Origin of the sequence: Acidithiobacillus ferridurans, from assembly GCF_003966655.1 — a bacterium.
Taxonomy (GTDB): domain Bacteria; phylum Pseudomonadota; class Gammaproteobacteria; order Acidithiobacillales; family Acidithiobacillaceae; genus Acidithiobacillus; species Acidithiobacillus ferridurans.
This window is the reverse complement of sequence record NZ_AP018795.1, coordinates 657,726-681,781: the sequence shown is the minus strand read 5'-3', so window position 1 is coordinate 681,781 and position 24,056 is coordinate 657,726. Positions and strand designations below refer to the sequence as shown.

The following is a 24,056-nucleotide window of genomic DNA, read 5'->3' as shown; positions in this document are numbered from 1 at the left end:
CTGGACGATCTCGCGGGGGTCATTTCAGACATGCTCATAGCTCTTCGATCGTATGTTGGTGGTTGGTATAGATGCAGATATCGCCAGCGATGCCGAGTGCGCGTTCGGCGACTTCACGGGCGGGCAGATCGCTGTTTTCCAGCAGGGCACGCGCCGCCGCCAGGGCGTAAGGCCCCCCGGAACCGATGGCGATGATGCCGTATTCGGGATCCAGTACGTCGCCCTGCCCGCTGATGATCAGACTTTGTTTATCGTCCGCGACGGCGAGCATGGCCTCCAGACGGCGCAGTACCCGGTCGGTGCGCCACTCCTTGGCGAGTTCCACGGCGGCCTTGGCCAACTGGCCGGGGTGGGCCTTGAGTTTGGCCTCGAAACGCTCCAGCAGGGTAAAGGCGTCGGCGGTGGCGCCGGCGAAACCGGTCAGCACCCCCGGATCTATACGGCGCACCTTGCGGGCATTGCCCTTCATGACCGTATTGCCGAAGGTCACCTGGCCATCTCCGGCCATGACCACGTTGGCGCCCCGCCGCACACAGAGGATGGTGGTGCCGTGCATTTGTTGCGAATCCGTCATGTTTTTCCCTCAAAGTGCTTCATGTCCTGGTCACCACGTCGCGACCGCGGGTGCGCGTGGTCGTAGACCTGCGCCAGTTGCTGATAATCCATATGGGTGTAGATAGCAGTCGTGCCAATACCCGCATGGCCTAAATATTCCTGCACCGCGCGCAAGTCGCCGGACGACTGCAGCAGATGGCTGGCAGCGCTGTGGCGCAGGGTATGGGGATGCAGCGGCTGCCCGAGCCGCGCATCGCCGAGTTTTTTGACCCGCACCTGAATGCTGCGCACCGTGAGCCGCTGGCCGCGCCGGTTGACGAAGAGGGCTGGCTCGCCGCTGGCCGCCACGGCCGGTCGCGCCGCAAGGTAGGCGCGAAGCGCTGCCCAGGCGGGCTGTCCTACCGGCACGATACGTTCCTTGTGCCCCTTGCCCAGCACCCGTACCGTGCCCGCGTGACGGTCCAGATCGCCCAGATTCAGTCCCGCCAGTTCGCTGACGCGCAGGGCGCTGGAGTACAGCAGCTCCAGGATCAGTTGATCCCGCAGCCCGGTGAAATCCTGCGGCGCCGCTTCCACGTCGGATAAGGCGGCAGGTTGCATCAGCAGGCGGGCCTGATCTACCGTCAGCCAGTCGGGCAGGCGCTGCTCCGCTTTGGGCATGGCGAGCCCCGACACCGGATTGCGCAGTTCGGGCGCATCCTGCTGCAGATGGCGATAGAGGGCGCGCAACGCCGCGAAATGTCGGCGCAGGCTGCGGATGGACACTCCGCGGCTGCGCTCCGCCAGGAGGTAGGCGCGCACGCTGCCGCGATCGATCTGGGCGATCTCCGTCTGCCCGCGCTGTAGCGAAAACCGCGCCCAGGCATGTAGGTCGCGGCCATAGGCGCTGATCGTGGCCGGACTGGCCCCGCCGCCCTGCCGGAGCGTTTCGATGAATTGGGCAACGGCGGTTTCGATCAGCATGGGGCTAGGCAGCGATCCAGTGCCGCCGTGACCAGACGGGCAATCTGGTCGAGCAGGTCGGCCCCGGCGTCCTCGGCATAGCGGTCGGGGTGCTGGCTGCCGAGCAGAATCCCTCCTTGCAGATGCTGACCGGCAAGCGGGATCAGGGCAAAAGATGCCAGTCCCGCCCCCGCCGCGCCGAAGAGGGTGCTGCGCAGGGTCGGGCTCAGGGTCAGCCCGGTCGCGGCGCGCAACAACGGCAGGCCGTTCAGAATCTCCTGAAAATCAGCCTGCTCCAACGGTAGAAACTGGGGCAATCCGGCCACGGGTGCGCGGGCGATCAGGGCCATTTCCTCCACCTGAAAACCCTCCCGCAGACGGGTGATGACGGTATTGACGGTCGTGGTACAGTCGGGTGTCTGCAACAGTTCGGTAGCCAGGTCGGAGAGGTGCAGGCCGAGTGCGGCATTCTGTTGGGCGGCACCCAGCAGTGCGCTGATACGCTGCTGCAGCCGGAGGTTTTCTTCGCGCAGCACCTGCGCCTGCCGTTCCAGCAGGGACGAAGCGGAACCACGTCCGACATGGGGCAGGGTCAGGGTGAGGAGCAGGTCTTCCTGGTCCCACAAAAATTGCGGATGCCGACGGAGATAGGCCAGGACCTGATCCGCCTGTGTTTCCAGTTCAGGCTCCGTAGCCACTCAGTCATCCTCCCAGTGGGTATCGCTGTAGCGTTCCGAGGCACCGTGAACCTCCAGCGCAGCGATCAGGCGCGCCAGCGTTTCACCTTCCTCATCATCGAGTTTGTGCAGAAAGGCCAACGCCGCCGTATCACTGTTCAAACCCTTGGCAACCGCCTCCAATGTCGTATCCCGCATGTCATGATCCCTCTTCAATGTGTTGGATCTTTGCCGGTAGCGGCCAGACGCCGTCGAAAACCACCTGCGCCGGACCGGTCATCATCACGGAATGTCCAGGACCCGCCCATTCGATCTCCAGAGTGCCGCCGGGCAGGGCCACCGCCACCGCATGATCCAGTTCATCCCAGCGGATGCCCGCCACCACGGCCGCACAGGCATTGCTGCCGCAGGCCAGGGTTTCACCCGCGCCGCGTTCCCAGACCCGCAGTTGAATATGGTTGCGGTCGCGGATTTCCATGAAGCCCACGTTGCAGCGCTCGGGAAAGGCCGGGTGTGTTTCGATCTGCGGACCCAGAGTGGCTACCTGGGCCTCCGCCGCGCTCGCGACACGCAGCACTGCGTGGGGGTTGCCCATGCCAACGGCGGCGATGCGCAGGGTGTGCTTCCCCGCGGACAGCAGGTATTCGGGAGATTCTTCATCGGCGCGGAAGGGGACATCGGCGGGGACGAGTTGTGGAACACCCATATTGACGGTGATATCCCCGTTCCCCCGGTGATGCAGGATCAGCCGCCCCGCCCGAGTCTCGACGGTGATGATGTCCTTGCCGGTGAGCCCGGCGCGGCGCACGAAGACGGCAAAGCAGCGGGCGCCATTGCCGCACTGCGCCACCTCGCCGCCATCGGCATTGAAGATGCGGTAACGGAAGTCGCAATCGGGGGATGCGGCGGCCTCCACCAGCAGGATCTGATCGCAGCCGATGCCGAAGTGGCGGTCGGCGATGGCGCGGATCCTCTCTGGGGGTAGATCGACGCGCTGACGGATGCCATCAAAAACGACGAAGTCGTTACCCAAGCCCTGCATTTTGGTAAAACGCAGGGCGGGCAACGCGGAATCCGTATGGGAATGGTTCATGCCATGAGTTTAGCAATGTCTGTCCAGGGAGGACAGTACGCGTCAGCGTTTTTATTTGGCTGGGGGACGTGGATTCGAACCACGGTTAGCGGAGTCAGAGTCCGCGGTCCTACCGCTAGACGATCCCCCAAAACAGGGGCGAATAATAGCCGTGGCCGACTATCTGTGTCAAACGTGGACCTCGATAAGCATATCGGTGTATAAAATTGACGGCGCGTTGCAAAAAAGGTGTTGTGGAAATGTTGCAACGTGTTCGCACCGGTGCTATAACTTGCACTGTAGTATTTGAAACACTGCTCTCGAGGAGGAGCCTAGTCATGAAGAAGAATCTCGTAGCTTTGGCCGTAGCAGCGGCTTTTGTGGTCCCCGGCGTCGCTTTCGCCGCAGACACTTCCAACGCGGACACCGGCCCTGTGGTGTTCGGTTATGCCCAGATCACCGGCGCCCAGCAGTTTGGCACCGGCCCCGGCAGTTCCAATGGCCTCATTTTTGGTGGCAACCGCGTCCGTCTGGGTTTCAAGGGCGAAGCGGTTCCCGGCGTGACCTATTACATCCAGGGCGCTTATGACGAGGCGGGCCTCGGCAACGCAAACGCTCTGTTCCCGCATTCCGGTGGCTTGCTCAACAACGGCCTCGGCGGCAATGTCATAGGCGGCGCTCAGGCACAGTTGATGGATGCTTGGATCAACTTTGCGCCGGTGCCCTTCGCCCAGTTGGAGGTCGGCAAGTTCAAGACCCCGGAAGGTTTGGAATACACCGGCACCGCGGGCAATGAACTGATGTTCATCTACCGCAATATGAACCAGTCCCTGCTGCCCGGACGCTCCGCTGGCGCCATGCTCCATGCCGACGACGTGATGGGTACAGGCATCGGCTATGCCGTGGGTATGTTTGATAATACCTCATTGGACAATTATACCGTCTTCAGTAACGGCAACACCTTTGGCGGTGGTCAGAGCGGACTCCTCAACGGCAACGGCAAGTACATCGTTTCCGGCATGTTGAAGTACAGCATGGGCCCGCTGCTGACCGCGGAACTGAGCGGCAGTATGGGTACAGCGACCGGGCGTGGTACCGACAACCTGACCAGTTGGAACGTTGGCGTCCAGGGCGGGATGATGGGCATCCACTACGGTGCGGGATTCACCAAGGCTTCCGGCGTGCCCGCATGGTCTTACCTGAATACCAACCCGTCGTATGCCCCGGTCACTTATTCCGCTACCGATTGGCATGCGGAACTCGCCGCCAACCTGTACGAGATGACGCTGACCCCCGACTGGCTGGACGTCGAGGCTGCCGCGCGCTATGACCAGTATGCGGTCCATGGTCAGGGCACCCTGGGTAATGCCACCGTGGGCTTGAACTACTACGTCAACCCAAACAATCCCCACGCCGCCGAAGTGCAGTTGAACTACATTCTGGCGACCCGTGGCGGTTCCATCAATAATGTTTATGGTACCTCCAGCAACGGCATTGCCCCCATCAACGGTGTTGCCTATAACACCCTGATGCTGCAGTTCCAGGCCGGCTTCTAAGTTCAAATAAGCCTTCGGGCCGCTTCGGTGGCCCCATTGCCGCCCCTTCGGGGGCGGTTTTTATTTGCTTTTTGGGATGTATACCGTTATAAGAAAGCCCGCTGCGGGGCTTGTGGCCCCGGCGTTTTTTCTTATGACCGTTTTTTGGGGAATATCAGTGGCTCGTCAAATCCGTAACATCGCCATCATCGCCCACGTGGATCACGGCAAGACCACGCTGGTGGATCAGCTCCTGCGCCAGTCCGGTACCTTTGCCGCCCACCAGCAACTGGAAGAGCGGGTGATGGACAGCAACGACCTGGAAAAGGAGCGCGGCATCACCATCATGGCCAAGAATACGGCGGTGCAGTGGGGCGACACCCACATCAACATCGTCGACACCCCCGGCCATGCCGATTTCGGCGCCGAGGTGGAACGGGTGCTGGGTATGGTGGACGGCGTGTTGCTGCTGGTGGATGCCGTCGAAGGCCCCATGCCGCAGACCCGTTTCGTCACCCGCAAGGCGCTGGAACTGGGCCTCAAGCCGATCGTGGTCATCAATAAGGTGGATCGCCCCGGCGCCCGCGCCGACTATGTCATCAGTGCCACCTTTGACCTCTTCGACAAGCTGGGTGCGACGGAAGACCAACTGGATTTTCCGGTGATCTATGCCTCCGGTCTGCAGGGCTACGCGGGGGAAGATCCCGAAGTCCGCTCCGGTGACATGAAGCCCCTCTTTGAGATGATCCTCGATAAGGTGGCGGCCCCGCAAGGAGATCCCGATGGCCCTCTGCAGATGCAGATTGCCGACCTCGATTACTCCAATTATGTGGGGCGTATTGCGGTAGGACGCATCCGTCGCGGCAGCATGCGTCCCGGTCAGGATATCGTGTTGATTCACGGTGTCGACAAGACCCAGACCAAGGCGCGCATCCTTCAGCTCCTCGGCTTCGACGGCCTCAAGCGGGTGCCGTGGGAAAGTGCTACGGTGGGCGACATTGTCGCCGTAACCGGCATTGAAGAGCCCTCCATCGGGGCCACCATCGCGGCGCCCGAAGCGCCGGATGCCCTACCGTGGAAACCCATCGATGAGCCCACCCTGAACATGACGTTTCAGGTCAATACCAGCCCCTTCGCGGGCCGGGAAGGCAAGTTTGTCACCAGTCGCCAGTTGCGCGAGCGTCTTTATCGCGAGTTGCTGACCAATGTCGCCCTGCGGGTGGAAGATACCGACAACGCCGATGTGTTCATGGTCTCCGGGCGCGGCGAGCTGCACCTGACCATTCTGGTAGAAAACATGCGCCGCGAGGGCTACGAGCTGGCGGTATCACGGCCCCGGGTGATTCAGCGCCAGGTGGACGGCGTCTGGGAAGAGCCCTATGAAGCGCTGACCATCGACCTGGAAGAACAGCATCAGGGCACCATTATGGAACGCCTGGGTATCCGGCGCGGCGAATTGCAGGACATGATTCCCGATGGCCGGGGCCGCGTGCGGCTGGAGTACCGGATTCCCGCACGGGGTCTCATCGGTTTCCACACCGAATTTTTGACGGCCACGTCCGGCACCGGAGTCATCAGCCATATTTTTGATAACTACGGTCCGGTAAAGGGCAGCATCCCTTCCCGTAACAACGGCGTGCTGATCTCGGCGGAAGAGGGCGAAGTGGTTGGATTCGCCCTGTTTAACCTGCAGGAACGCGGCCGGATGTTTGTGAGCCCCGGCGACAAGGTCTACGAGGGCATGGTCATTGGTATCCATACCCGCGACAACGATCTGGTGGTCAATCCGCTCAAGGAAAAGAAGCTGACCAATATGCGGGCATCGGGCTCAGACGAAAACATCATGCTGACGCCGCCGATCAAGCTGACGCTGGAGGCGGCGGTGGAGTTCATTGCGGACGATGAATTGGTAGAGGCGACGCCGCAGTCCATTCGTATTCGCAAGCGTTATCTGACGGAGAACGAGCGCAAGAAGGCGTCGCGTGGCGGCGGATAGAACGTCGCCGTAGAGGAATGAGCGGAAATGGCCCGGAGCCGATAGAAGGCTTCGGGCCATTTCCATGTCACATGGTGTCAGATTTTTCCAGAACGATCAGACGGAACCAGCCGCCGACAGCGGCCGGTGTATCGCTGCAGCGGTGCAGTTCCGGGCGCTGGGTCAGAAGGTCTTCAAACACCAGGTCGGTGTGGGTGGCAACGGGGCCGGACAGGGGAGCAAGCAGGCGTCGCCAGAAGGCGCGTTCACCGGGGCGCAGGAACTTGTCGAGGACCAGTATCCGGCCGCCGGGTTGGAGGACGCGGCTGGCCTCCGCTAATGCCAGGCCGGCATGGGGTACGACGGCCAGTATGAGATGCATGACGATAACGTCGAAGCAACCGTCCGGGAAGGGCAAAGCCTCGGCATCTGCCTGGACCAGCGAAAAATGAGGCGATGATCTGCGGGCGCGGCGGAGCATGCTGTGGGTGAGGTCGATGCCGATGGCTTCGCAGTGGGCGGGCAGATAAGGAATGTCCAGCCCGGTGCCGATGCCATCGACCAGGACGCGGCAGGGTCCTTGCGGAATATGGCTGAGGCTGCTTTGCCGCAGGGGGGCAGAGAAGCTGCGCACCGCCGAATCGTATATGGGCGCCCAGAGCGCATAGGCGCGCTGCAGGCTCTGGCGGCTCAATGGAAGACGGTCGCCACCGCCAGGCGAAAGGCGGGGATGGGAACCACGAAACTTTCGCCGGTATCGCTGACCCACTCGAAAGTGCCGTGCATGCTGCCTACGGGCGTGGACAGGACGGACCCGCTGGTATAACGGAAGCGTTGTCCAGGCTGCAGCGTGGGCTGTTCTCCAACCACGCCGGGCCCTTTGACTTCCTGGATATGACCTTCCGCATCGGTAATGATCCAGTGACGGCTGAGGAGCTGCGCCGTCTGCGGGCCGTTATTCAGCATCGTGATCTGATAGGCGAAGGCGAAGTGCTCCTGCTCCGGGCTGGATTGCTCCGGCAGATAGCGAGTCTCGACGCTGATCTGGATTTCTGTGGGGGGCTGGTCTTCCATGGGTCTGCTCCGGTCCGCTGGTCGGTGTTGCGATTCAGAAACAGTCTAACGGTCTTGAGGTGGGCTGCCAAGCTATACCGGCGGACCGATCAGCGTTTGGGCGCCGCAGCCGGGCGGGGGCGGTAGAGAATGAGCACGCGCCCGATGTGGCCGACAATGTCGGCATGGCTGGTGGTAGACAAGGTCCTTATCATGTCATCGCGTTCGTCATGGGATACCTGGGGTAGACGTACCTTTACGAGTTCGTGGGCGTGGATGGCGACCTCCAGTTCGGCGAGAACGGCGTCGGTGATGCCGTGGGCACCGATGATGACGACGGGTTTGAGGGCGTGTGCCTGTCCACGCAGGGCTTGTCTATGTTTCGCGTCCAGCATGGTATCCTCGTCAGTCTGGTTGGGCCGCTATGGGTGTAGCGGCAGAGTGTACGTTTGCAGAGGGCGGGGGTCAAAGCCTGGCCCGGAGGTGCGTTTTGGCAAGAAGTAAATCCAGTGAGAAGTGGCTGAAGGAACATTTCAAAGACCCATTTGTGCAGCGCGCCATGAAAGAGGGGTATCGCTCGCGGGCGAGCTACAAATTGCTGGAGATTCAGCAGAAGGATCACCTGATCCGGCCGGGCATGCGGGTGCTGGATGTGGGCGCGGCGCCGGGGGGCTGGACGCAGGTGGCGGCGCCGTTGATCGGCAGGAAGGGGCGGCTGGTGGCGGTGGATCGTCTGGCAATGGACCCGGTGGCGGATGCCACGGTAATCTGTGGCGACGTCTACGACGACGCCATACTGGCTGCCTGCCAGGAAGCCCTACCGGGCGGCGCCGACCTGATCATGAGTGACATGGCGCCCAACATGTCCGGTATTGCCAGTGTCGATCAGGCCCGCGCCATTGATCTCGCAGAGCTGGCTCTGGACATGGCCCATCGCTGGCTGGTGCCGGGCGGAGCGCTGCTGATCAAGGTATTTATGGGGTCCGGCGCGGAGGAGTTGCGCCGGGCGCTGCGCCGGGACTTCAAGAAGATCGTGGTGCGCAAGCCGGAGGCCTCCCGTGCGCGCTCCACGGAGCAGTACTGGCTGGCGCTGGACTTTCAGGGAGTTGCGCAGGAAAGGTTGGACAACGGTGGGGCGAGTTCCCTATAATCTGGCCCACGCGCAGTTAGCTCAGATGGATAGAGCGTCGGCCTCCGAAGCCGAAGGTCACTGGTTCGACTCCAGTACTGCGCACCAACTCCCGCAAAGGTCTGGGATCGTATTCCTGGCCTTTTCTCTTTCCCGCCGTGGTGCGGATACCAGATTATCCATCCCGACGGAAAAGAAAAATTCTCCCGAATATATCGTTCCCGGTCAATTGATGAAAAATGGCGAAAAGAACGTGTCCAAGCAGATATACCCATGCAAGATAGGACACCAGCCGGTGATATAGGGAAATGCGGGTGTATAATACAAAATCCGTCGAGTGCAGTCCGAGTATGGAATGTCCGCCGGGCAAAACAAAAAGCAGGATGGTTCCGGTCAATGCCATAAACGTAAACGACAATATACCAATGCCATGCCAAAATCCGGACAGTCCCACGGTATCGCCACCTTCCGGAAGCCTATGTCTCCCCAGGTTTCTGATATCCTTCACAACAAGTGATATACCGGCACGGTTCCATGGAAATAAAACGGAAAACTGCGATGCGGTATAGATCCATAACCACTCGACGAAAATGACCAGCGCCGACAGTATGCCGACATACTCATGCAGGTATAAAAAGAACCTGGTCTGCGGATCATGGACCAGCAGGCCAATACCCATCTGCAGCGTCAGGACGATGGCCATGGCCAGATGGATGATCTTGGTAGTGTTGTCAAAATCGTGTGCGCCGCTTTCGCTTGCAACGCTGTGGTCGTTAAGCGCCATTCTTGCTGCTCCTCGCTGTCGATAAAATCAAGGTAACAGATACGAGTTTCCAGGAAGCCGCTCCTGCCGTATACGGGTCTATCTCAATATTCCTTATAACTCATGATAGTCCAATCGAATTTTTCATCGCGCTCAGTGCGTTCTGCGGGTCCTTTATATACTGCAAGCGAATACCAAGGTCATCTCCGAGAATGATGATCGAGCCATATTTGAGTTTTGACCCGATCCAGCTCTGATCAACGTTTATATGGCGAATGGCCGAAGCGGGAATGATCGCCCTTATCGGACGGATCAGTCCGTATCTGACAATCAATTGGCCATTGTCTGCAGCACAGCTTGTAGTAAAGGTGAGCGTGGCTATGTTGGCGGCATCAATAAATGCCAAAACGATGAATACTGCACCAATGACGATGAAAAATCCGGTGCCGAGGAATAAAAATGGAAAGCTGCAGATAAATATGATCAGCGAACCCCAATATGCCGACTGGGCGACGGTAACATCCGCCAACACCATGGCAGGGTTTGATTTCAGGTCATATTGCTGCCCAGGCATGCTTGACTCCCGTATCCAGTAGTATGATCACAGGGTACCACCAACATCTGCAGCAATCTAACGATTTTCCGGATTCCGGTGGGCAACGAAGCCGCAGCATACATGGTACGTGAAAAAATAAAAGCTCCCCTTCAGAGAAGGGGAGAAGCAGGAGGAACTCCAGGCAAAATGTGATTATGCGGGCATCGGCGTGAACGCGATACAATACCCGTCGGGTGCGACGGGTCCGGCTACCACCTTACAGCACTTCGGGGCAATAAAATTGGCGCAGACAGAGCACTGATCCTTCCCCTTGGGGTGTGGCTGATATTGTACTTCCGCCTTGGGCGTGGTCCCCGGGCAATTACCCGCTGCATGGGCGGCACCGATGGGATTTACTCCGACCACCGTCCCCGCAGCCACGACGCCGGCCGTAATGGCGATACCTTTCAACATGTCACGACGGCTTATGTTCCCAGCCTTGGCATTTCCGGTTTCCTTCAGTTTCTCACTCATGATATCGCTCCTTCAGATGAACAGTTTTACAGCCTGCCTCACTACGATCAGCGGAATACTACTTCATAGATCCAAATAACCTTCCATCACTTTACCTCCTTCCAGTATTCCTTCTTGAGGAAATAGGCCACTATGGTAAAAAACGCCAGCAACCCGAGCACCCAGGGCCCGTCGTCGTGTCGTTGCACAACGGATGGATCGGACACGAATCTTAAGAATGCGACGATATCCGTGACCTGTTCCTTGAATTTCTGGGGAGATTCGTCCCCTGCCCGAAGCAGCTTCCCCTGTTCATTGACGATCCCGCCATACGGGGCAAGCACGTCCGGCATGGCTACATTGGGAAATACATGGTTATTCCACCCCGACGGGCGCTTGGGATCCTGGTAAAAAGAGAGCAGATAAGTGTAGATCCAGTCCTGACCCTTGTACCGAACCATCTGACTGAGATCCGGCGGGGGGAGCCCGAACCATTTATGCGCCATCTGGGTCGGCATGGCGGAGATCATGTTATCCTTGAATGTCGATCCTGTCGGTAACATGATCTGTTTTTGCACATCGGCTCTGGACATGCCCAGGTCATGGGTCAAAAACTCATAACGCATGAATTTTATGGAGTGACATGCCATACAGTTGGTGGCAAACAACCTTGCGCCACTAATGATGGTTTTTGCATTATAGGTATAATGCGGTGTCAATAATTGTGGCTCGCCGTCCGCGAATGCACCAGATGCGCTGCCAGCAAACAGTCCCAGAGCCATTCCTGCCCACACAACATACTTTTTCATAACTCCTCCTCTCTGCCCGAACTCAGTGGGCATGGAAACGGACGCGCGCCGGCGGTGTCCTGGTCGGTTCAAATTTGCTCACGAACGGCAGCAAAAGGAAGAACGCCACATAGATGAACGCCCCCAATCTTTCCATGAAAAAATATTTCGGCAGCGGAGGCTGCTCTCCAAGATAGGCAAGCACGAAGAAGTTGATGAAAAATATGATCAGCAGGACACGGGTGACCGGACGATATCGTGTCGATTTCACCGGGTTTCTGTCCAGCCATGGGAGTACGAATGGGACCAGCACCGCGAACACCATTAATAGGATGCCGCCAGTCTTGTTGGGTATGGATCTCAGCATCGCGTAAAAAGGTGAAAGATACCACGGCGGCGTGACATCCGGCAGACTTTTGAGCGGATTGGCCGGCGTAGACATGGTACGTTCCAGGAAAATATGATGAAACGTCGGCGCGTAGAAGATGATCGCGCCAAAAATGATCAGCCATACGCCGAATCCAAACAAATCTTTTACAGAGTAGTAGGGGTGAAACGGAATACCGTCCACGGGATGGCCATCAGGCCTTTTATTAGCCTTGATTTCGATGCCATCGGGATTGTTGGAGCCGACTTTATGGAGATAAAGGATGTGAAAAACGATCAGCCCGACGATGACCAGAAACACCAATGTAACGTGCAGCGCCATGAACCGGTCCAGCGTGTCGCCGCTCATGCCGGGCCCACCGCGCACCAGGGTGGTAACCCAGCCACCGATAAACGGAATGGACTTCAATAAAGAAGTGATTACCGTACCGGCCCAGTAGGAGAGGTTTGAATAAGGCAACACATATCCGAAGAATGCCTCCCCCATGAAAGCCAGATAGGTCGTATAGCCGATGATCCAGACGAGTTCCCGTGGTGATCGGTGGGAACCGTACAGCATGCCCCGCGCCATATGCACATACAGCAGCACGAATATCAGCGATACCCCATCCACATGCATGTACTGCATCAGCCAACCGTAATGCACGTCGTACATGATGCCATAAACAGAGTCGTAGGCACCTTTGGCGGTAGGTATGTAATGTGCCAGCACCAGGAATCCCGACAGGAACTGCAGCACGACCATCAGCAAGAGTAACGATCCGGCGTAGTAGAAAATATTGAAGTTCTTTGGCGCGTAGTATTCAGCCATGTGCTCGCGCCACATTTCGGGCAGCGGCGAACGTTTGACAAACCATTCTTTGAAACTCATATCAGCCTCCTTTATCGGCTACCTCGCTCAGCACAAATGGGCGAGCGGATACATTTTGGTGACAACGACGGTTTTCTTGGCCACATCGATGTCATATTCGGGAACCGCCATATTATGGGGAGCAGGTGATCCTTTGATTACGCGTGCCGAAAGATCGTACATGGAGCCATGGCAGGGGCAATGAAATCCGCCGAGCCACCACGGAGCGACACTGGCTTTTTTCGGCCGGTAATGCGGTATGCAACACAGATGGTTGCAAATTTTTATACCCACATACCATTCCGGTACGCGTGACCGATACTTATTCTTGCAATAAGGGGGTTGTTGCGGAACATTGCAGTTGGGATCTTTCAATATGCCCTTCTGCTCTGCCTCATCCAGGGTGGCCAGCATTTCCGGTGTTCTGTTTACTACGATGACCGGCTTCTCCTGCCATAACGCCACCATTTGCATACCGGGCTCGATGGGGCCCAGATCGATGGTGGTGGTGGCCAATGCCGCGGCTGCGGCGGTCGGGTCCAGTGATTTCACCATGGGTATTGCGATGGTGCCCGCCACGGCGGCGCCGGATACCGTGACCAGGGCCGTGAGAAAGCGCCGGCGGGTTACATTGGGAGCATGTTTGCTGTCTTGCGTTTCGTCTGACATGATATTGATTCCTGTCTGTTGTTTGATGGACTACACCGTAGAAGTTGCCAAATCCTTTTCCGTTCTGTCGTCCAGATCGGGATTGATGAAATTTTGGGCATAAAACAGCTCGCCGTTATGACCCAGAACGTCACAATCCATTAATTGTGTATAGATACTGGTGATGGCTTCAGGCGGCGTATATCGCTTCATCGGCATGCCGGGATGCGTGAGCAGGCGTAGTCCCGTTCGGCACGGACCCGGGTCTACGATATTTACCCGAATATGCGTGTTGGCATACTCTATCGCCCACATGCGGGCCATGTGCAATATGGCCGCTTTGCTCACGCCGTAGGCGCCCCAATAGCCCTTGGGCTTAACGCCGGACTCATCGGTGGTAAAAATAATGGATGCGTATGGCGCCTCTTTCAGTAACGGGAGGCACTGCTGCGTCACCAGCAAGGGAGACTTTACGTTGACCTGAAATACATGGTCCCATAATGCCCCTTCATAGTTCTCCAGAGGGGTCAGCATCCCGAGTTCGGCGGCGTTGTGCACGATGCCATTCAATTGGGTGAACTCGCTGGAAATGGCGGCGCCTATGGTTTTGAATGCGTCGCTTGCCGGGTCGGCCAGGTCCACCACGAGGATGGCCGGTTCGGCATAGCCATAGTCGGTGATTTCATCGTAGACCCCTTCCAGATTGCGCTTCGTTTTGCCCAACAGAATGACCGTAGCGCCTTGATGGGCATACTCGATGGCCACCGCCCTGCCGATACCATCTCCCGCACCCGTCACGAGTATCGTTTTTCCGTCCAGGGTGCCGTCGCCTTTCGCCCGGGTATAATCATTTTCCGTCATGGCGCTCACCGGGACCGTATGTAAGCGGCCAGTGCCGTGATTTGCTTCGGGTTCAGTCTGGAGGCCACGTATTGCATGATGCCCTTGTGGGTGGCGACCCGCTGCCCGGATTTGAAATAGGTGAGTTGATTGATCACATAGGTGCGTTTTTGCCCGGCCAGTCTGGGGAAATAAGGGGGCAGCCCGGCCAGCGTGGCGCCATGGCAGGCCATGCAGGCCGGCATGTGCTTGTCGGGCAGACCACCGAAGTACAGTTTTTTCCCTTCGGCCACAAGCTTGGGATCGTAAACGTGTCCAGACGCGGGTTTCTGAGAGGAGAAGTAGTCGGCGACCTGCTGCATCTGCGCGGCCGTCAGCGGAGCCGCCATTCCCCACATGATGGGTGATTGCGGGTCCGCGCGGACATGAGTTTTGAAATGATCGAGCTGACGCAAAAGGTAGGGCTTCCATTGCCCCGCCAGGTTCGGGAACATGCCCCCGTCAGCCGCTATGCCCTGCATGCCATGACAGGCCATGCAGGTGGACTGCACCACCGTGGGGATACCGCTTGCGGTGACGGACGCCGTCGTCGCGGTAACACTACTGACAGCGCTGGCCGTAGCCGCTGTGGGGGCGCCGGAGACCGTCTTGGCGAGAGGGGAGCCATAGGCCGCCGAAGCCATGACCATTGCCATAGAGAATAGTGGGATAACGGATAAAAGCGGTTTTTTTTGTAGCATATGTGGCACCTTGGTTGTTAGGGCTGGCAACTATCAATCTCCTTTTACCGCTTGTTGATAGTTATGGGCCGGTTATAAACAAAAACCCTGATTACATATTCACAGGAAGGACCTCTCTAAGAACATTATATAGATGATGTTTGCCAGTGCGCCATTCATATTCCTTGTGGGCCCATAGTCGCGCTTTGTGGGACCATAACGCCATGACGCAACAAATGATTTTTCAAATGCGCAACGGCGTCGGTATCCTGCAACGGATTGCTGATTAACCCGGCACGCAACACGGTGCATGAATTATTATGGTGCAACGCTGAAACGCAAGGGTTTTTCCATCTGCCCCGCGCCGTTAAAAGATGAATCATCGACATAGAAACGGCTCCAGACGTTGGGTGGCTATTTTTTAGCGTGTTAGCATGCACCAACCTGGTGATTAACTGATGGACATTGCCCAAAAAAACCGCACCGGTGGCGCCGACCTGTTTTTGCCGGAAGGGTGGGGTCATACAGCCACCCTGGATATGCACTCATCCACGGAGGTCTGCGCAGTTTCACCCAGCAGCGTGGCAAAAAGCTCCCGAACGCTTTTGATCTGTTGCCCGAAGGGTAACTGTCCGGCGCCGCGAAAAAACAGCCCATGCTCTACGTCACCGCGTTGCGCGGCAGCGAGCTGCGCCTCGATGCAGAATTGCCCGGAAGAGGAATGACCATCCTTGAAACCACAATGAACCAGGCACTCCGTCTGGCTGGGGCACTGCGAGTGATCGGGACTCGCGCAGGCGCGCAGCCTCCGCTCGCGTCCCAGGTAGCGGCGCAACCAGGGGGTAAGCACCGCGCGCGCGGGTAAACCCGCCGAACTCATGAATGTCACGAGATCTTTAGGCATCGCGTCCGCCAGGACACGTTTGAAGTTGATGTGTGCGTCACCTTCGGTGGTTACGGCGAAGGGGGTGCCCAACTGGGCGCCGCTGCCGCCGAGAGAAAATATCTCCCGCATTTTCTGAAAGGAAGAGATCCCTCCGGCGGCGATGAGCGGAATCTGGTCGGCCTTCAGGCCCAATTCTTCAAACAGTTTGCGAATCGCGGGCAAAACATGGGCAAAACCATACCGGGAATCTGAAACGTCCTCCAGACGGGTGGCGCCCAGATGCCCGCCCGCGAACTGCGGGTTCTCGATGACGATGGCGTCCGGAAGGCGCTTTTGGCGCATCCAGCGGCGCAGCACCACCTGCACGCCGCGCTCTTCCGAAAGGATCGGGATCAGTGCGACGTTGGGAAATTCCGCCGCCAGCGTGGGCAGGTCCAGGGGCAGGCCCGCGCCCACGATCACCGCGTTCACCCCACTCCTGATGGCTTGAAGCACGTGCTCCCGATAGCCGGAAATGGCATGCATGACATTGACGGCGATGAACCCCTCTTTGCCGGCAATTCGCCGCGCTTCCTGAATCTCCCGATCCAGTGCGATCAGGTTCGCCTGGGCCGAGGCTGCAGGGTCTCTCAGGCGTCGCAGGTGTTGCATCAGGTCCTCGTGCAAACGCCGCAACTCGACGCTGGCAATCGTTCCGACCGCCCCTTCCGCCGCCACCGCCCCAGCCAGGCTGTGTGCAGAAACGCCAATACCCATACCCCCCTGTATCACCGGGAGTAGGGACCGTCCTTTGATCTTCAGGTATGGCAAGTCCATCTCAACCACCTCATCTGCGCCCGTGAGCGACCATGTTACAAAATACTTCCACATCTGTTTATTGTTTGGTACGATGCTTTTGTACCGCTTTCTTGCACGAATGTCAACAGCGCAATTAAGCTACCGATAGCGCGCAGCAACCGATAAAGGAGAAATGGGGAAGGGGAGGGCAGTCTTACGCTCGCAGCGCTATTCCCCCCTGGCAATAATGCTTGGTTTCCCCCCAAAACATTATGATGAAAACCTTCATGGAACACGGACGCACCCTAACACGTCCATTTATCGCCGCAACAACTATTCTTATGGACCCGGTAATCATGACCATTTTCATGGGCTTGGCTAACCGGGTTCTGGCGAGGTATCCAGCGGATTTCTTGCCGATAGAAGGGCGGCGTATCGTGGTCGAGGTGTCCGACCTTGGGAAATCACTACATTTGGTGATAAGGCAAGGAAGAATCGCCCCGACCCGTGCCGGTCCGGTCGATTTGCGCATCGCCGGAAATGCGAAAGATCTTTGCCGCCTCGCGCTACGTCTCGAAGATCCGGATACCCTGTTCTTCGCGCGCCGTCTGGTCCTGGAAGGAGAAACCTCCGTTGGACTCCAACTCAAGAATATTCTGGATTCCATAGACCTGGACTGGCTGGCTCCGGTCGGCTACCTGCCTGCCCCGCTCGGCCCCCGAATCAGACAGGCCATCGACCACGCCATCCGCAAGACCCATGCCGACAGACACCTGCACGACATGCTGGACCGTGCGCTGCAACCCTGACTATCGGCCCGACACCGGAAAGGATTTCACATGAACCACCGCAAACCCGAATTGGTCTGCCCCGCTGGCGGACTGCCTGCCCTGAAAGCTGCGGTCGATAATGGTGCAGACGCCATATATATCGGCTTTCGCGACGATACCAACGCCCGCAATTTTCCGGGGTTGAACTTCGGTCCGGAAGAGGCCGCGCGCGGCTTGGAATACGCGCATCGCGCCGGCAAAAAGGTGCTTCTCGCCATCAATACCTACCCACAGGCACATAACTGGGCGGTCTGGACCACTGCGGTGAATCGCGCCGCGGAACTGGGGATAGACGCCGTGATCATGGCGGACCCGGGACTGTTGCGTTATACCGCAACCCACCACCCCGATCTCCGTTTGCATCTTTCCGTGCAGGCATCCGCCACCACGTACAAGGCCCTGGAGTTCTACCACCAGCGATTTGGCATTCAGCGCGCCGTTCTGCCCAGGGTCCTGTCCTTGCAACAGCTTTGGCACACCATAGCCAACAGCCCGGTGGAGATCGAAGTATTCGGCTATGGAAGTCTGTGCGTCATGGTGGAAGGCCGTTGCGCCTTGTCATCGTACATTACGGGACGCTCCCCGAATGCCAGTGGCGTTTGTTCGCCAGCCGAGTCTGTACGCTGGGAGGAGACCGCCCTGGGTCGCGAGTCTCGCCTCAACGGCGTATTGATCGACCGTCACGGCCTGAACGAGGCGGCCGGTTACCCCACTTTGTGCAAGGGGCGTTACTACACGGACGCCCAGGCCTATTACGCCATAGAAGAGCCTACCAGCCTGAATATTCTGGATATATTGCCGGATTTATTGCACCACGGCATAGCCGCCATCAAGGTGGAAGGCCGCCAGCGAAGTCCGGCCTACGTGGCGTCCGTCGCCCGCGTTCTGCGCGAAGCCATAGATACCTGCGCCGCCGATCCGGCACGATATCTGGTCAGAAACCACTGGACCGCGGTGCTTGATCGTCTTTCCGAAGGGCAGACGCATACGCTCGGGGCCTATCACCGGCCCTGGCATTGATGGATTTTTACCCAACAAGACAGCGCCCTTCAATAAGGAGATGTGGAGAATGAAGATCTCGCTAGGCCCGATCCACTATTACTGGTCCAAGGAAAACATAGAGCAGTTTTACCGGCGCGCGGAACACTGGCCGGTGGACATCGTCTATCTGGGTGAGACCGTGTGCGCCAAACGACGCGCCCTGCGCAGCGCCGACTGGCTCGACATCGCGGCGCGTCTGACCGACGCGGGCAAGGAGGTCGTGCTGTCCACACTGGCCCTTCTGGAAGCCCATTCAGACCTTCTGCAATTGGAAAGGATTTGTGCGAACGTCCATTACCTAGTGGAAGCCAACGACATGGCGGCGGTCCATCTGCTGGCGGGGCGGGGTCCCTTCGTCATCGGACCCCATATCAATGGTTATAACGCCGAAACATTGTCGCTCCTGGCCGATCTGGGAGCCAGGCGATGGGTTCCTCCGGTGGAGTTGTCGGCCACGACCATTGCCATGTTACAAGACACGCGGCCTGAGACCTTGGAAACCGAGGTGTTTGCCTACGGTTATCTGCCGCTGTCATTTTCAGCCCGCTGTTTCACCGCCCGCGCGGATAACGTCGGTAAGGATGCCTGTGAACTGCGCTGCATCAGTGATCCGGAGGGGCGGGCGCTGTTCACCCAGGAGCAGGAACGCCTGTTTACCATCAACGGCATTCAGCTGCAGTCCGGTATTCCGTGCAACCTCTTGAATGAGACGGTGGCCATGTCGGAAATGGGCATAGATATCGTCCGCATATCCCCGCAACTTGCCGACACGGAGTCCGTCATACGGGCATTCCATGCCGTGTTGAATGGAGAAATCAGCCCCCCGGTTGAATATGGCTCGCCAGCCTGTAACGGCTATTGGTACGGCAAACCCGGCATGCAGTTCAGTCCTGTCGGTCCTGTGCCGGGACATTGAGGAAGGAGGTGTTATGGATAAGCTGTTATGGGGAGATAGCGGGCTTCGTGATGCCGCAGATAATATCATTCTCGACTCGCATCAGATGATCGTTACGCGCATGGAATCGCTACCATTATTGCGTTTTTATGAAAATCGCCACGCGGTGGCCCTGGGCGCCTTCGAGGACCAGGACTTTGCCGTGCGAATGGCTTATTGTCGGGCCAGGTCCATACCGGTTATCCGCCGCATAACAGGGGGCGGAACGGCATATCTGTATCCTGACCAGGTTGCCTGGAGCCTGACCATACAGGCGCAGGAGTTCAGTATGGCACAATGGTTGGAAAGGCTTTGTATGGCGGTTTGCAACGGCCTGAGCAATAGCGGATACGAAAATGTCTATTTCCATAAACCAAACGATATCTACGCAAACAACCGGAAGCTGGGCAGCGTCTACGTCGGAATGCAGGATGATGTCATCGTCGCGAATGGCACGCTATACAGATCCTTGGACATCAGTACGATGCTTCGCGCGTTGCGCGTGCCCAAAGAGAAGCTGACAGTGGACGGCATACATGCCGCCGGTCTCCACTTCACTACGCTACAAAACCGGAGCGCAGCGGATCTGGACAATCTAAAGGAATCCCTGGCGCGGTTCATGGCACAAATGTGCAACCTGGAAACCCTCGTACCTACGCCGTGGATAGACAGCGTATCCCACAGCCCGCGCGGCGCTCAGGAGCAATTTCCTGAACCAGACCACGGCCGCACCTATAGCGGCTTTCTGGCGACATCCGGTGGCGTTCTCCACGGCAGCATCACTCTGGACGACGAACTCAGGATATCTTCCGCAAAAATCGCTGGCAATGTCTACGTCATGCCACACCACCTCTTTAAAAAAATTCAGTCTGTATGGTACGGCGCGTCGGAAGGTGAAATATCACAGCGCATGGAAAGCCTCCTTTATGATCTACGGTGGGAGATGTCCGGATTTACCCCCGGACAGGTCCTACAATTATTTCACAGACTGTTCGAGCGCAGCCGGATAGCGCAGCAACTTGCCATAACTGCGTCTGCAGCCAATTCGTTCATGGTCCATGATCCTGACGGAGATATGGACGCCATGGAAATCGCCGCGCAGGCGGAGGCGGTGCTGGTGCCATACTGTGCCAAGCCGGCATGGTGCAAATGGCGGCATAGGGATGGATGCTCCCGCTGCGGAAAATGTGACGTCGGTGAAATATACGACCTGGCCGGAAGGCAGGGATTAAAGGTCACCACCGTAAAAAACTTTGAGCATCTGGAACGGACACTGAAAACGCTCAAGGTGCAAGATGCCCGATGCTATATCGGAATGTGCTGCAATAATTTTTATATCAAGCATGAAGACGCGTTCAGGGCGGCAGGTATTCCGGCATTGTTGTTGGATATAGCGGGTGCCAACTGTTATGAGCTCCTGCAGGAGCAGGCGGCATATTCTGGTAAATTCGTGGCCGAATCCGCAATAGATCTGGAAGTGGCGACAAAGGTGATCCATATCGCGCATCAGAGCAACGCCTGTCATTAGCCTTGGACTATCTCACCGAGATATCGGGCACGTATCCACGCAACTCATCGAGCAGTTCATGGTCGATCGGCGCGTAGCTAGTGACCAGATCCCCATTCACGCATCCTGCCGGGTTGAAAGATTGCAGTACCCAGCGGGAAACTCCCAGAAGCTTCAGCCAGCGCGCTATCGCGATCAGGTCCGCGGTATCGAGTATGGCCGGGTGTACCGTGGTTCTGATTTCATAAGCCACCTTGCCGGATAACAACCATTCTACGGAGTCCTGCACCCGGGCGCCGCTTCCCGGCACGCCGGTGACGGCGGCATAACGGGCGGGGGGCGCCTTGATGTCAAAGCCTACCCAATCGATATAGGGCAACATTTGCGAAAATTGGTAGGGATAGATTCCGGATGTGTGCAGGGCGGTGCCAAATCCCAGTTCCCGCACCTGCTGAAGCGCCGCCCGTAACGATTTATGAGCGGTGGGTTCGCCACCACAAAACGCCACCGCATCCAGTAATCCCGCTCGGGTGGCCAGCCAGGCCATGATGGCCGGCCATGATATGCCGGACTGGCCGCGCCCCTGCTGCAGATGCGGATTATGGCAGTAGCGGCAGCGGCATGGGCAGCCCTGCGTGTATATCACGGCGCATAAATGTCCGGGATAATCCACCGTACTGAACCGCGCGAAACCGCCCAATGGGGGTAGGGGTTGTAACCCGATATCCACCGTGCTGGCTGCTTCGCTCATCGCCGCGTCAATGCACCGGCCGCGACACGCCCGTATCCGGCGTCCCGGTCTCCACAAAGTATTTGCGCTCGGAATGCTCGCTTTGCTTGCCGATATTGAAAGAAGAAGTCGGTCGGTGGTAACCCATGACCCGCGTCCAAACCTCGCAGGGTTGCCTTTCGTCATCCGCCAGTTTTATTTCAAGAGGATTTTGGTTCATTATTTCAGGATACATGATATTCTCCTTTCTCGGTTCAGGCGGAATGCCGCCGTTTTTCAGCAAGTCGTTCTTCATCACAGATCGGACAGAACGGATGTTCCCCCGATAGATATCCATGCACCGGGCAGATGGAAAACGTGGGCGTAACCGTAATGTAGGGCAGGCGAAAACGTTCCAGTGCGCGGCGCACCAGGCGCTTGCAGGCTTCCGTGCTGGAGACGCGATCCCCCATATACAGGTGAAGAACGGTTCCGCCGGTGTATTTCGCCTGTAACGCCTCCTGGCGTTCCATGGCCTCAAAAGGGTCGTCCGTAAAGCCTACGGGCAATTGTGAGGAGTTGGTGTAGTACGGCTTATCCGGGAGACCTGCCTGTAAGATATCGGGAAAGCGCTTCCGATCCTCTTTGGCGAAACGATAGGTGGTGCCTTCCGCAGGGGTCGCCTCGAGGTTATACATGTGTCCGGTTTCTTCCTGAAAAGCCACCATGCGTTCTCTGACATGGTCGAGAAAACGAATGGCGAGGGCATATCCGGCAGGGGTGGTGATGTTTTCGCGATCATCGGTGAAGTTGCGGATCATTTCATGGATACCGTTCACGCCAATGGTGGAGAAATGATTGCGTAAGGTACCCAGATAACGCTTGGAGTACGGGAAAAGGCCGGTGTCCATTTGTCTCTGGATGATTTTGCGTTTGATCTCCAGACTTTCTTTTGCCATTTCCGTGAGCGCGTCCAGGCGACGGAAAAGACCTTCCGAATCGTTTTTATGGAGATAGCCCAGTCTGGCACAATTGATGGTCACCACGCCGATGGAACCGGTCTGTTCCGAGGACCCGAAAAGACCATTTCCGCGTTTGAGCAGTTCACGCAGGTCGAGTTGCAGGCGACAACACATGGAGCGCACCATGTTGGGCTGCAGTTCGGAATTGATAAAATTCTGAAAGTAGGGTAGGCCGTATTTGGCCGTCATGGCGAACAGTCTTTCGGCATTCGCCGAATCCCACGGAAAATCAGGCGTTATGTTGTAGGTGGGTATAGGAAAAGTAAAAACCCGTCCCCTGGCGTCGCCTTCGCTCATCACCTCGATATAAGCCTGATTGATCAGTTCCATTTCTGCCTGCAGATCGCCATAGCGGAAAGGCATCTCCTCTCCGCCGATCACGGGAACCTGTTCCTTCAGATCGTCGGGGCAAACCCAATCGAAGGTGACATTCGTGAACGGCGTCTGGCCACCCCAGCGCGAAGGGACGTTCAGGTTATAGATGAATTCCTGGATGTTTTGGCGTATCTCCCGGTAGGACAAGCCATCTTTGCGGACGAACGGCGCCAGATAGGTATCAAAGGAACTGAAGGCCTGTGCGCCTGCCCATTCGTTCTGCAGGGTGCCGAGGAAGTTGACCATCTGCCCGACGGCGCTCGACAGGTGACGCGGCGGTGCCGCCTCTACCTTCCCCGGTACGCCGTTGAACCCCTCCTGCAAAAGGGTGCGGAGGGACCATCCGGCGCAATAACCGGCCAACATGTCGAGATCGTGGATATGCAGGTCCGCCTCGCGGTGGGCGGCACCGATTTTTTCGGGATAGACATGGCTCAGCCAGTAATTCGCGGTGACTTTTCCGGCAATGTTCAGGATCAGGCCGCCGAGGGAATAACCCTGGTTGGCATTGGCGTTGACCCGCCAATCCTCCCGATCCAGGTATTCATTGACGGAAGTGATGGCGTCTATCATCGCCTGGCGATCCCCGCGCAATCGCTGGTGCTGTTCGCGGTAGGCAATATAGGCGCGAGCGGTGCGATAAAAGCCCTCGTCCATCAGCGCCAGTTCGACCAGATCCTGAATCTGCTCAATCGTGGGTTCGCGATGGGCTGCATCAGGTGCCAGGGCGCCCAGAACCACGTCGGTGATTCTTTCCGCAACGCCGTCGTCAAATTCGCCGCTCGCACGTCCCGCCCGGGTGATAGCCGAGCAGATCCGACCTGGATCAAAAGGCACCCTTGCGCCGTTTCGCTTCAACATCGAAAGATCGTTCATCGCCATCTTCTCCCGACCGGCACCGAACCGACGCTGTCGCGTCTCGGGACGGTAGACCACAATATATAGACATCTCAATAGATAATTTAGCACATATATTGGGTTCGTCAACAGCAAA

At 57.7% G+C, this 24,056-nt stretch carries 28 protein-coding genes and 2 tRNA genes; 8 read left to right on the top strand and 22 right to left on the bottom strand.

Annotation, left to right across the window (positions count from 1 at the left end):
• Positions 1 to 34 precede the first annotated feature (34 nt).
• The 6 genes from hslV to AFERRID_RS03480 all read right to left on the bottom strand — a co-directional run bounded on the left by hslV (position 35) and on the right by AFERRID_RS03480 (position 3,397).
• Entirely contained in the window at positions 35 to 574 is a 540-nt protein-coding gene (hslV, locus tag AFERRID_RS03500) for an ATP-dependent protease subunit HslV (protein WP_113525989.1), read from the bottom strand.
• Complete coding sequence (locus AFERRID_RS03495) at positions 571 to 1,518, bottom strand: tyrosine recombinase XerC (RefSeq protein ID WP_126604358.1); 948 nt, start codon at positions 1,516 to 1,518, stop codon at positions 571 to 573. The genes hslV and AFERRID_RS03495 overlap by 4 nt, the downstream gene beginning before the upstream one ends.
• Positions 1,512 to 2,195, bottom strand: coding sequence for a DUF484 family protein (locus tag AFERRID_RS03490; protein ID WP_126604357.1), 684 nt, complete (start codon positions 2,193 to 2,195; stop codon positions 1,512 to 1,514). The genes AFERRID_RS03495 and AFERRID_RS03490 overlap by 7 nt, the downstream gene beginning before the upstream one ends.
• Positions 2,196 to 2,372, bottom strand: a complete 177-nt coding sequence (locus AFERRID_RS15120) for a hypothetical protein (RefSeq protein WP_172959322.1) — start codon at positions 2,370 to 2,372, stop codon at positions 2,196 to 2,198. It abuts the gene before it with no gap.
• 1 nt (position 2,373) lies between these two features.
• Positions 2,374 to 3,267, bottom strand: coding sequence for a diaminopimelate epimerase (dapF, locus tag AFERRID_RS03485; protein ID WP_113525992.1), 894 nt, complete (start codon positions 3,265 to 3,267; stop codon positions 2,374 to 2,376).
• 56 nt (positions 3,268 to 3,323) lie between these two features.
• Positions 3,324 to 3,397: transfer RNA gene (locus AFERRID_RS03480), tRNA-Gln, on the bottom strand.
• Between the two features lie 187 nt (positions 3,398 to 3,584).
• Between AFERRID_RS03480 and AFERRID_RS03475 the strand changes: the two genes are divergently transcribed.
• Together AFERRID_RS03475 and typA are read left to right on the top strand one after the other, a co-directional pair.
• On the top strand, positions 3,585 to 4,802 hold the full coding sequence (locus AFERRID_RS03475; protein ID WP_113525993.1) for a porin family protein: 1,218 nt from the start codon (positions 3,585 to 3,587) through the stop codon (positions 4,800 to 4,802).
• 157 nt (positions 4,803 to 4,959) lie between these two features.
• Positions 4,960 to 6,777: a translational GTPase TypA gene (gene typA, locus AFERRID_RS03470; protein ID WP_113526358.1), complete on the top strand. Its 1,818-nt coding sequence runs from the start codon at positions 4,960 to 4,962 to the stop codon at positions 6,775 to 6,777.
• Positions 6,778 to 6,844: 67 nt separating this feature from the next.
• Here the strand turns inward: typA and AFERRID_RS03465 are convergent, their stop codons facing one another.
• From AFERRID_RS03465 to AFERRID_RS03455, 3 genes are all read right to left on the bottom strand, one after another.
• The gene (locus tag AFERRID_RS03465) at positions 6,845 to 7,450 is read right to left on the bottom strand and encodes a class I SAM-dependent methyltransferase (RefSeq protein WP_113525994.1); all 606 of its coding nucleotides are present in this window, start codon (positions 7,448 to 7,450) and stop codon (positions 6,845 to 6,847) included.
• Complete coding sequence (apaG, locus tag AFERRID_RS03460) at positions 7,447 to 7,830, bottom strand: Co2+/Mg2+ efflux protein ApaG (protein WP_113525995.1); 384 nt, start codon at positions 7,828 to 7,830, stop codon at positions 7,447 to 7,449. Before apaG ends, AFERRID_RS03465 begins: the two co-directional genes overlap by 4 nt.
• Positions 7,831 to 7,919: 89 nt before the next feature.
• A complete protein-coding gene (locus tag AFERRID_RS03455; protein ID WP_113525996.1) occupies positions 7,920 to 8,204 on the bottom strand; it encodes a YhbY family RNA-binding protein in 285 nt (94 codons plus the stop codon).
• Positions 8,205 to 8,299: 95 nt separating this feature from the next.
• Here AFERRID_RS03455 and AFERRID_RS03450 point away from each other — a divergent pair, with 95 nt between their 5' ends.
• Both AFERRID_RS03450 and AFERRID_RS03445 read left to right on the top strand, forming a co-directional pair.
• On the top strand, positions 8,300 to 8,959 hold the full coding sequence (locus AFERRID_RS03450; RefSeq protein WP_009561097.1) for a ribosomal RNA large subunit methyltransferase E: 660 nt from the start codon (positions 8,300 to 8,302) through the stop codon (positions 8,957 to 8,959).
• A gap of 10 nt (positions 8,960 to 8,969) precedes the next feature.
• A tRNA-Arg gene (locus tag AFERRID_RS03445) sits at positions 8,970 to 9,046 on the top strand.
• Positions 9,047 to 9,113: 67 nt separating this feature from the next.
• Here AFERRID_RS03445 and AFERRID_RS03440 read toward each other — a convergent pair.
• The 10 genes from AFERRID_RS03440 to AFERRID_RS03395 all read right to left on the bottom strand — a co-directional run bounded on the left by AFERRID_RS03440 (position 9,114) and on the right by AFERRID_RS03395 (position 16,683).
• The gene (locus AFERRID_RS03440) at positions 9,114 to 9,722 is read right to left on the bottom strand and encodes a cytochrome b/b6 domain-containing protein (protein WP_126604356.1); all 609 of its coding nucleotides are present in this window, start codon (positions 9,720 to 9,722) and stop codon (positions 9,114 to 9,116) included.
• Positions 9,723 to 9,822: 100 nt separating this feature from the next.
• Positions 9,823 to 10,275 (bottom strand): PH domain-containing protein, encoded by a 453-nt coding sequence (locus AFERRID_RS03435; protein WP_113525998.1) that lies wholly within the window; start codon positions 10,273 to 10,275, stop codon positions 9,823 to 9,825.
• A gap of 174 nt (positions 10,276 to 10,449) precedes the next feature.
• Positions 10,450 to 10,770, bottom strand: a complete 321-nt coding sequence (iro, locus tag AFERRID_RS03430) for an iron oxidase (protein ID WP_113525999.1) — start codon at positions 10,768 to 10,770, stop codon at positions 10,450 to 10,452.
• A gap of 86 nt (positions 10,771 to 10,856) precedes the next feature.
• Positions 10,857 to 11,558 (bottom strand): cytochrome c1, encoded by a 702-nt coding sequence (locus tag AFERRID_RS03425; RefSeq protein ID WP_113526000.1) that lies wholly within the window; start codon positions 11,556 to 11,558, stop codon positions 10,857 to 10,859.
• 22 nt (positions 11,559 to 11,580) lie between these two features.
• A complete protein-coding gene (locus AFERRID_RS03420; protein WP_113526001.1) occupies positions 11,581 to 12,795 on the bottom strand; it encodes a cytochrome b in 1,215 nt (404 codons plus the stop codon).
• Positions 12,796 to 12,822: 27 nt separating this feature from the next.
• Positions 12,823 to 13,443 carry a ubiquinol-cytochrome c reductase iron-sulfur subunit gene (gene petA, locus AFERRID_RS03415; RefSeq protein WP_113526002.1) on the bottom strand — a complete coding sequence of 207 codons (621 nt, stop codon included), beginning with the start codon at positions 13,441 to 13,443 and terminating at the stop codon, positions 12,823 to 12,825.
• A 30-nt stretch (positions 13,444 to 13,473) separates the two neighbouring features.
• The gene (locus AFERRID_RS03410) at positions 13,474 to 14,283 is read right to left on the bottom strand and encodes an SDR family NAD(P)-dependent oxidoreductase (RefSeq protein WP_113526003.1); all 810 of its coding nucleotides are present in this window, start codon (positions 14,281 to 14,283) and stop codon (positions 13,474 to 13,476) included.
• 5 nt (positions 14,284 to 14,288) lie between these two features.
• A complete protein-coding gene (locus AFERRID_RS03405; RefSeq protein WP_225981839.1) occupies positions 14,289 to 14,945 on the bottom strand; it encodes a c-type cytochrome in 657 nt (218 codons plus the stop codon).
• Positions 14,946 to 15,157: 212 nt separating this feature from the next.
• Entirely contained in the window at positions 15,158 to 15,505 is a 348-nt protein-coding gene (locus AFERRID_RS03400) for a hypothetical protein (RefSeq protein ID WP_126604355.1), read from the bottom strand.
• A complete protein-coding gene (locus AFERRID_RS03395; protein ID WP_113526005.1) occupies positions 15,502 to 16,683 on the bottom strand; it encodes an NAD(P)H-dependent flavin oxidoreductase in 1,182 nt (393 codons plus the stop codon). Before AFERRID_RS03395 ends, AFERRID_RS03400 begins: the two co-directional genes overlap by 4 nt.
• 248 nt (positions 16,684 to 16,931) lie before the next feature.
• Between AFERRID_RS03395 and ubiT the strand changes: the two genes are divergently transcribed.
• From ubiT to AFERRID_RS03375, 4 genes are read left to right on the top strand one after another with little or no spacing between them, the layout of a single operon-like run.
• The gene (gene ubiT, locus AFERRID_RS03390) at positions 16,932 to 17,453 is read left to right on the top strand and encodes a ubiquinone anaerobic biosynthesis accessory factor UbiT (protein WP_225981838.1); all 522 of its coding nucleotides are present in this window, start codon (positions 16,932 to 16,934) and stop codon (positions 17,451 to 17,453) included.
• Positions 17,454 to 17,483: 30 nt separating this feature from the next.
• Positions 17,484 to 18,494, top strand: a complete 1,011-nt coding sequence (gene ubiU / locus AFERRID_RS03385) for a ubiquinone anaerobic biosynthesis protein UbiU (RefSeq protein WP_113526006.1) — start codon at positions 17,484 to 17,486, stop codon at positions 18,492 to 18,494.
• A gap of 49 nt (positions 18,495 to 18,543) precedes the next feature.
• A complete protein-coding gene (locus tag AFERRID_RS03380; RefSeq protein ID WP_113526007.1) occupies positions 18,544 to 19,431 on the top strand; it encodes a U32 family peptidase in 888 nt (295 codons plus the stop codon).
• Positions 19,432 to 19,444: 13 nt separating this feature from the next.
• Positions 19,445 to 20,977, top strand: a complete 1,533-nt coding sequence (locus AFERRID_RS03375) for a lipoyl protein ligase domain-containing protein (protein ID WP_113526008.1) — start codon at positions 19,445 to 19,447, stop codon at positions 20,975 to 20,977.
• Between the two features lie 7 nt (positions 20,978 to 20,984).
• Here the strand turns inward: AFERRID_RS03375 and AFERRID_RS03370 are convergent, their stop codons facing one another.
• Genes AFERRID_RS03370 through AFERRID_RS03360 form a run of 3 tightly spaced genes read right to left on the bottom strand, consistent with a single transcriptional unit; the run spans position 20,985 to position 23,938 of the window.
• Entirely contained in the window at positions 20,985 to 21,707 is a 723-nt protein-coding gene (locus AFERRID_RS03370; protein ID WP_126604354.1) for an anaerobic ribonucleoside-triphosphate reductase activating protein, read from the bottom strand.
• A 7-nt stretch (positions 21,708 to 21,714) separates the two neighbouring features.
• A complete protein-coding gene (gene nrdD, locus AFERRID_RS03365) occupies positions 21,715 to 21,921 on the bottom strand; it encodes an anaerobic ribonucleoside-triphosphate reductase (RefSeq protein ID WP_113526010.1) in 207 nt (68 codons plus the stop codon).
• Between the two features lie 19 nt (positions 21,922 to 21,940).
• A complete protein-coding gene (locus AFERRID_RS03360) occupies positions 21,941 to 23,938 on the bottom strand; it encodes a ribonucleoside triphosphate reductase (RefSeq protein WP_225981837.1) in 1,998 nt (665 codons plus the stop codon).
• Positions 23,939 to 24,056 lie beyond the last annotated feature (118 nt).

Bases quoted from the DNA above. Each gene is read 5' to 3' on its own strand.
- ubiU (WP_113526006.1), top strand. From the start codon at position 17,484: ATGAACCACCGCAAACCCGAATTGGTCTGCCCCGCTGGCGGACTGCCT.
- AFERRID_RS03380 (WP_113526007.1), top strand. From the start codon at position 18,544: ATGAAGATCTCGCTAGGCCCGATCCACTATTACTGGTCCAAGGAAAAC.
- AFERRID_RS03410 (WP_113526003.1), bottom strand. From the start codon at position 14,283: ATGACGGAAAATGATTATACCCGGGCGAAAGGCGACGGCACCCTGGAC.
- AFERRID_RS03405 (WP_225981839.1), bottom strand. From the start codon at position 14,945: ATGGCTTCGGCGGCCTATGGCTCCCCTCTCGCCAAGACGGTCTCCGGC.
- AFERRID_RS03440 (WP_126604356.1), bottom strand. From the start codon at position 9,722: ATGGCGCTTAACGACCACAGCGTTGCAAGCGAAAGCGGCGCACACGAT.
- nrdD (WP_113526010.1), bottom strand. From the start codon at position 21,921: ATGTATCCTGAAATAATGAACCAAAATCCTCTTGAAATAAAACTGGCG.
- AFERRID_RS03375 (WP_113526008.1), top strand. From the start codon at position 19,445: ATGGATAAGCTGTTATGGGGAGATAGCGGGCTTCGTGATGCCGCAGAT.
- AFERRID_RS03435 (WP_113525998.1), bottom strand. From the start codon at position 10,275: ATGCCTGGGCAGCAATATGACCTGAAATCAAACCCTGCCATGGTGTTG.
- AFERRID_RS03495 (WP_126604358.1), bottom strand. From the start codon at position 1,518: ATGCTGATCGAAACCGCCGTTGCCCAATTCATCGAAACGCTCCGGCAG.
- AFERRID_RS03370 (WP_126604354.1), bottom strand. From the start codon at position 21,707: ATGAGCGAAGCAGCCAGCACGGTGGATATCGGGTTACAACCCCTACCC.
- iro (WP_113525999.1), bottom strand. From the start codon at position 10,770: ATGAGTGAGAAACTGAAGGAAACCGGAAATGCCAAGGCTGGGAACATA.
- apaG (WP_113525995.1), bottom strand. From the start codon at position 7,830: ATGGAAGACCAGCCCCCCACAGAAATCCAGATCAGCGTCGAGACTCGC.
- AFERRID_RS03475 (WP_113525993.1), top strand. From the start codon at position 3,585: ATGAAGAAGAATCTCGTAGCTTTGGCCGTAGCAGCGGCTTTTGTGGTC.
- AFERRID_RS03395 (WP_113526005.1), bottom strand. From the start codon at position 16,683: ATGGACTTGCCATACCTGAAGATCAAAGGACGGTCCCTACTCCCGGTG.
- AFERRID_RS03455 (WP_113525996.1), bottom strand. From the start codon at position 8,204: ATGCTGGACGCGAAACATAGACAAGCCCTGCGTGGACAGGCACACGCC.
- AFERRID_RS15120 (WP_172959322.1), bottom strand. From the start codon at position 2,372: ATGCGGGATACGACATTGGAGGCGGTTGCCAAGGGTTTGAACAGTGAT.
- AFERRID_RS03420 (WP_113526001.1), bottom strand. From the start codon at position 12,795: ATGAGTTTCAAAGAATGGTTTGTCAAACGTTCGCCGCTGCCCGAAATG.
- AFERRID_RS03425 (WP_113526000.1), bottom strand. From the start codon at position 11,558: ATGAAAAAGTATGTTGTGTGGGCAGGAATGGCTCTGGGACTGTTTGCT.
- dapF (WP_113525992.1), bottom strand. From the start codon at position 3,267: ATGAACCATTCCCATACGGATTCCGCGTTGCCCGCCCTGCGTTTTACC.
- hslV (WP_113525989.1), bottom strand. From the start codon at position 574: ATGACGGATTCGCAACAAATGCACGGCACCACCATCCTCTGTGTGCGG.
- petA (WP_113526002.1), bottom strand. From the start codon at position 13,443: ATGTCAGACGAAACGCAAGACAGCAAACATGCTCCCAATGTAACCCGC.
- AFERRID_RS03400 (WP_126604355.1), bottom strand. From the start codon at position 15,505: ATGACCCCACCCTTCCGGCAAAAACAGGTCGGCGCCACCGGTGCGGTT.
- ubiT (WP_225981838.1), top strand. From the start codon at position 16,932: ATGGAACACGGACGCACCCTAACACGTCCATTTATCGCCGCAACAACT.
- AFERRID_RS03360 (WP_225981837.1), bottom strand. From the start codon at position 23,938: ATGAACGATCTTTCGATGTTGAAGCGAAACGGCGCAAGGGTGCCTTTT.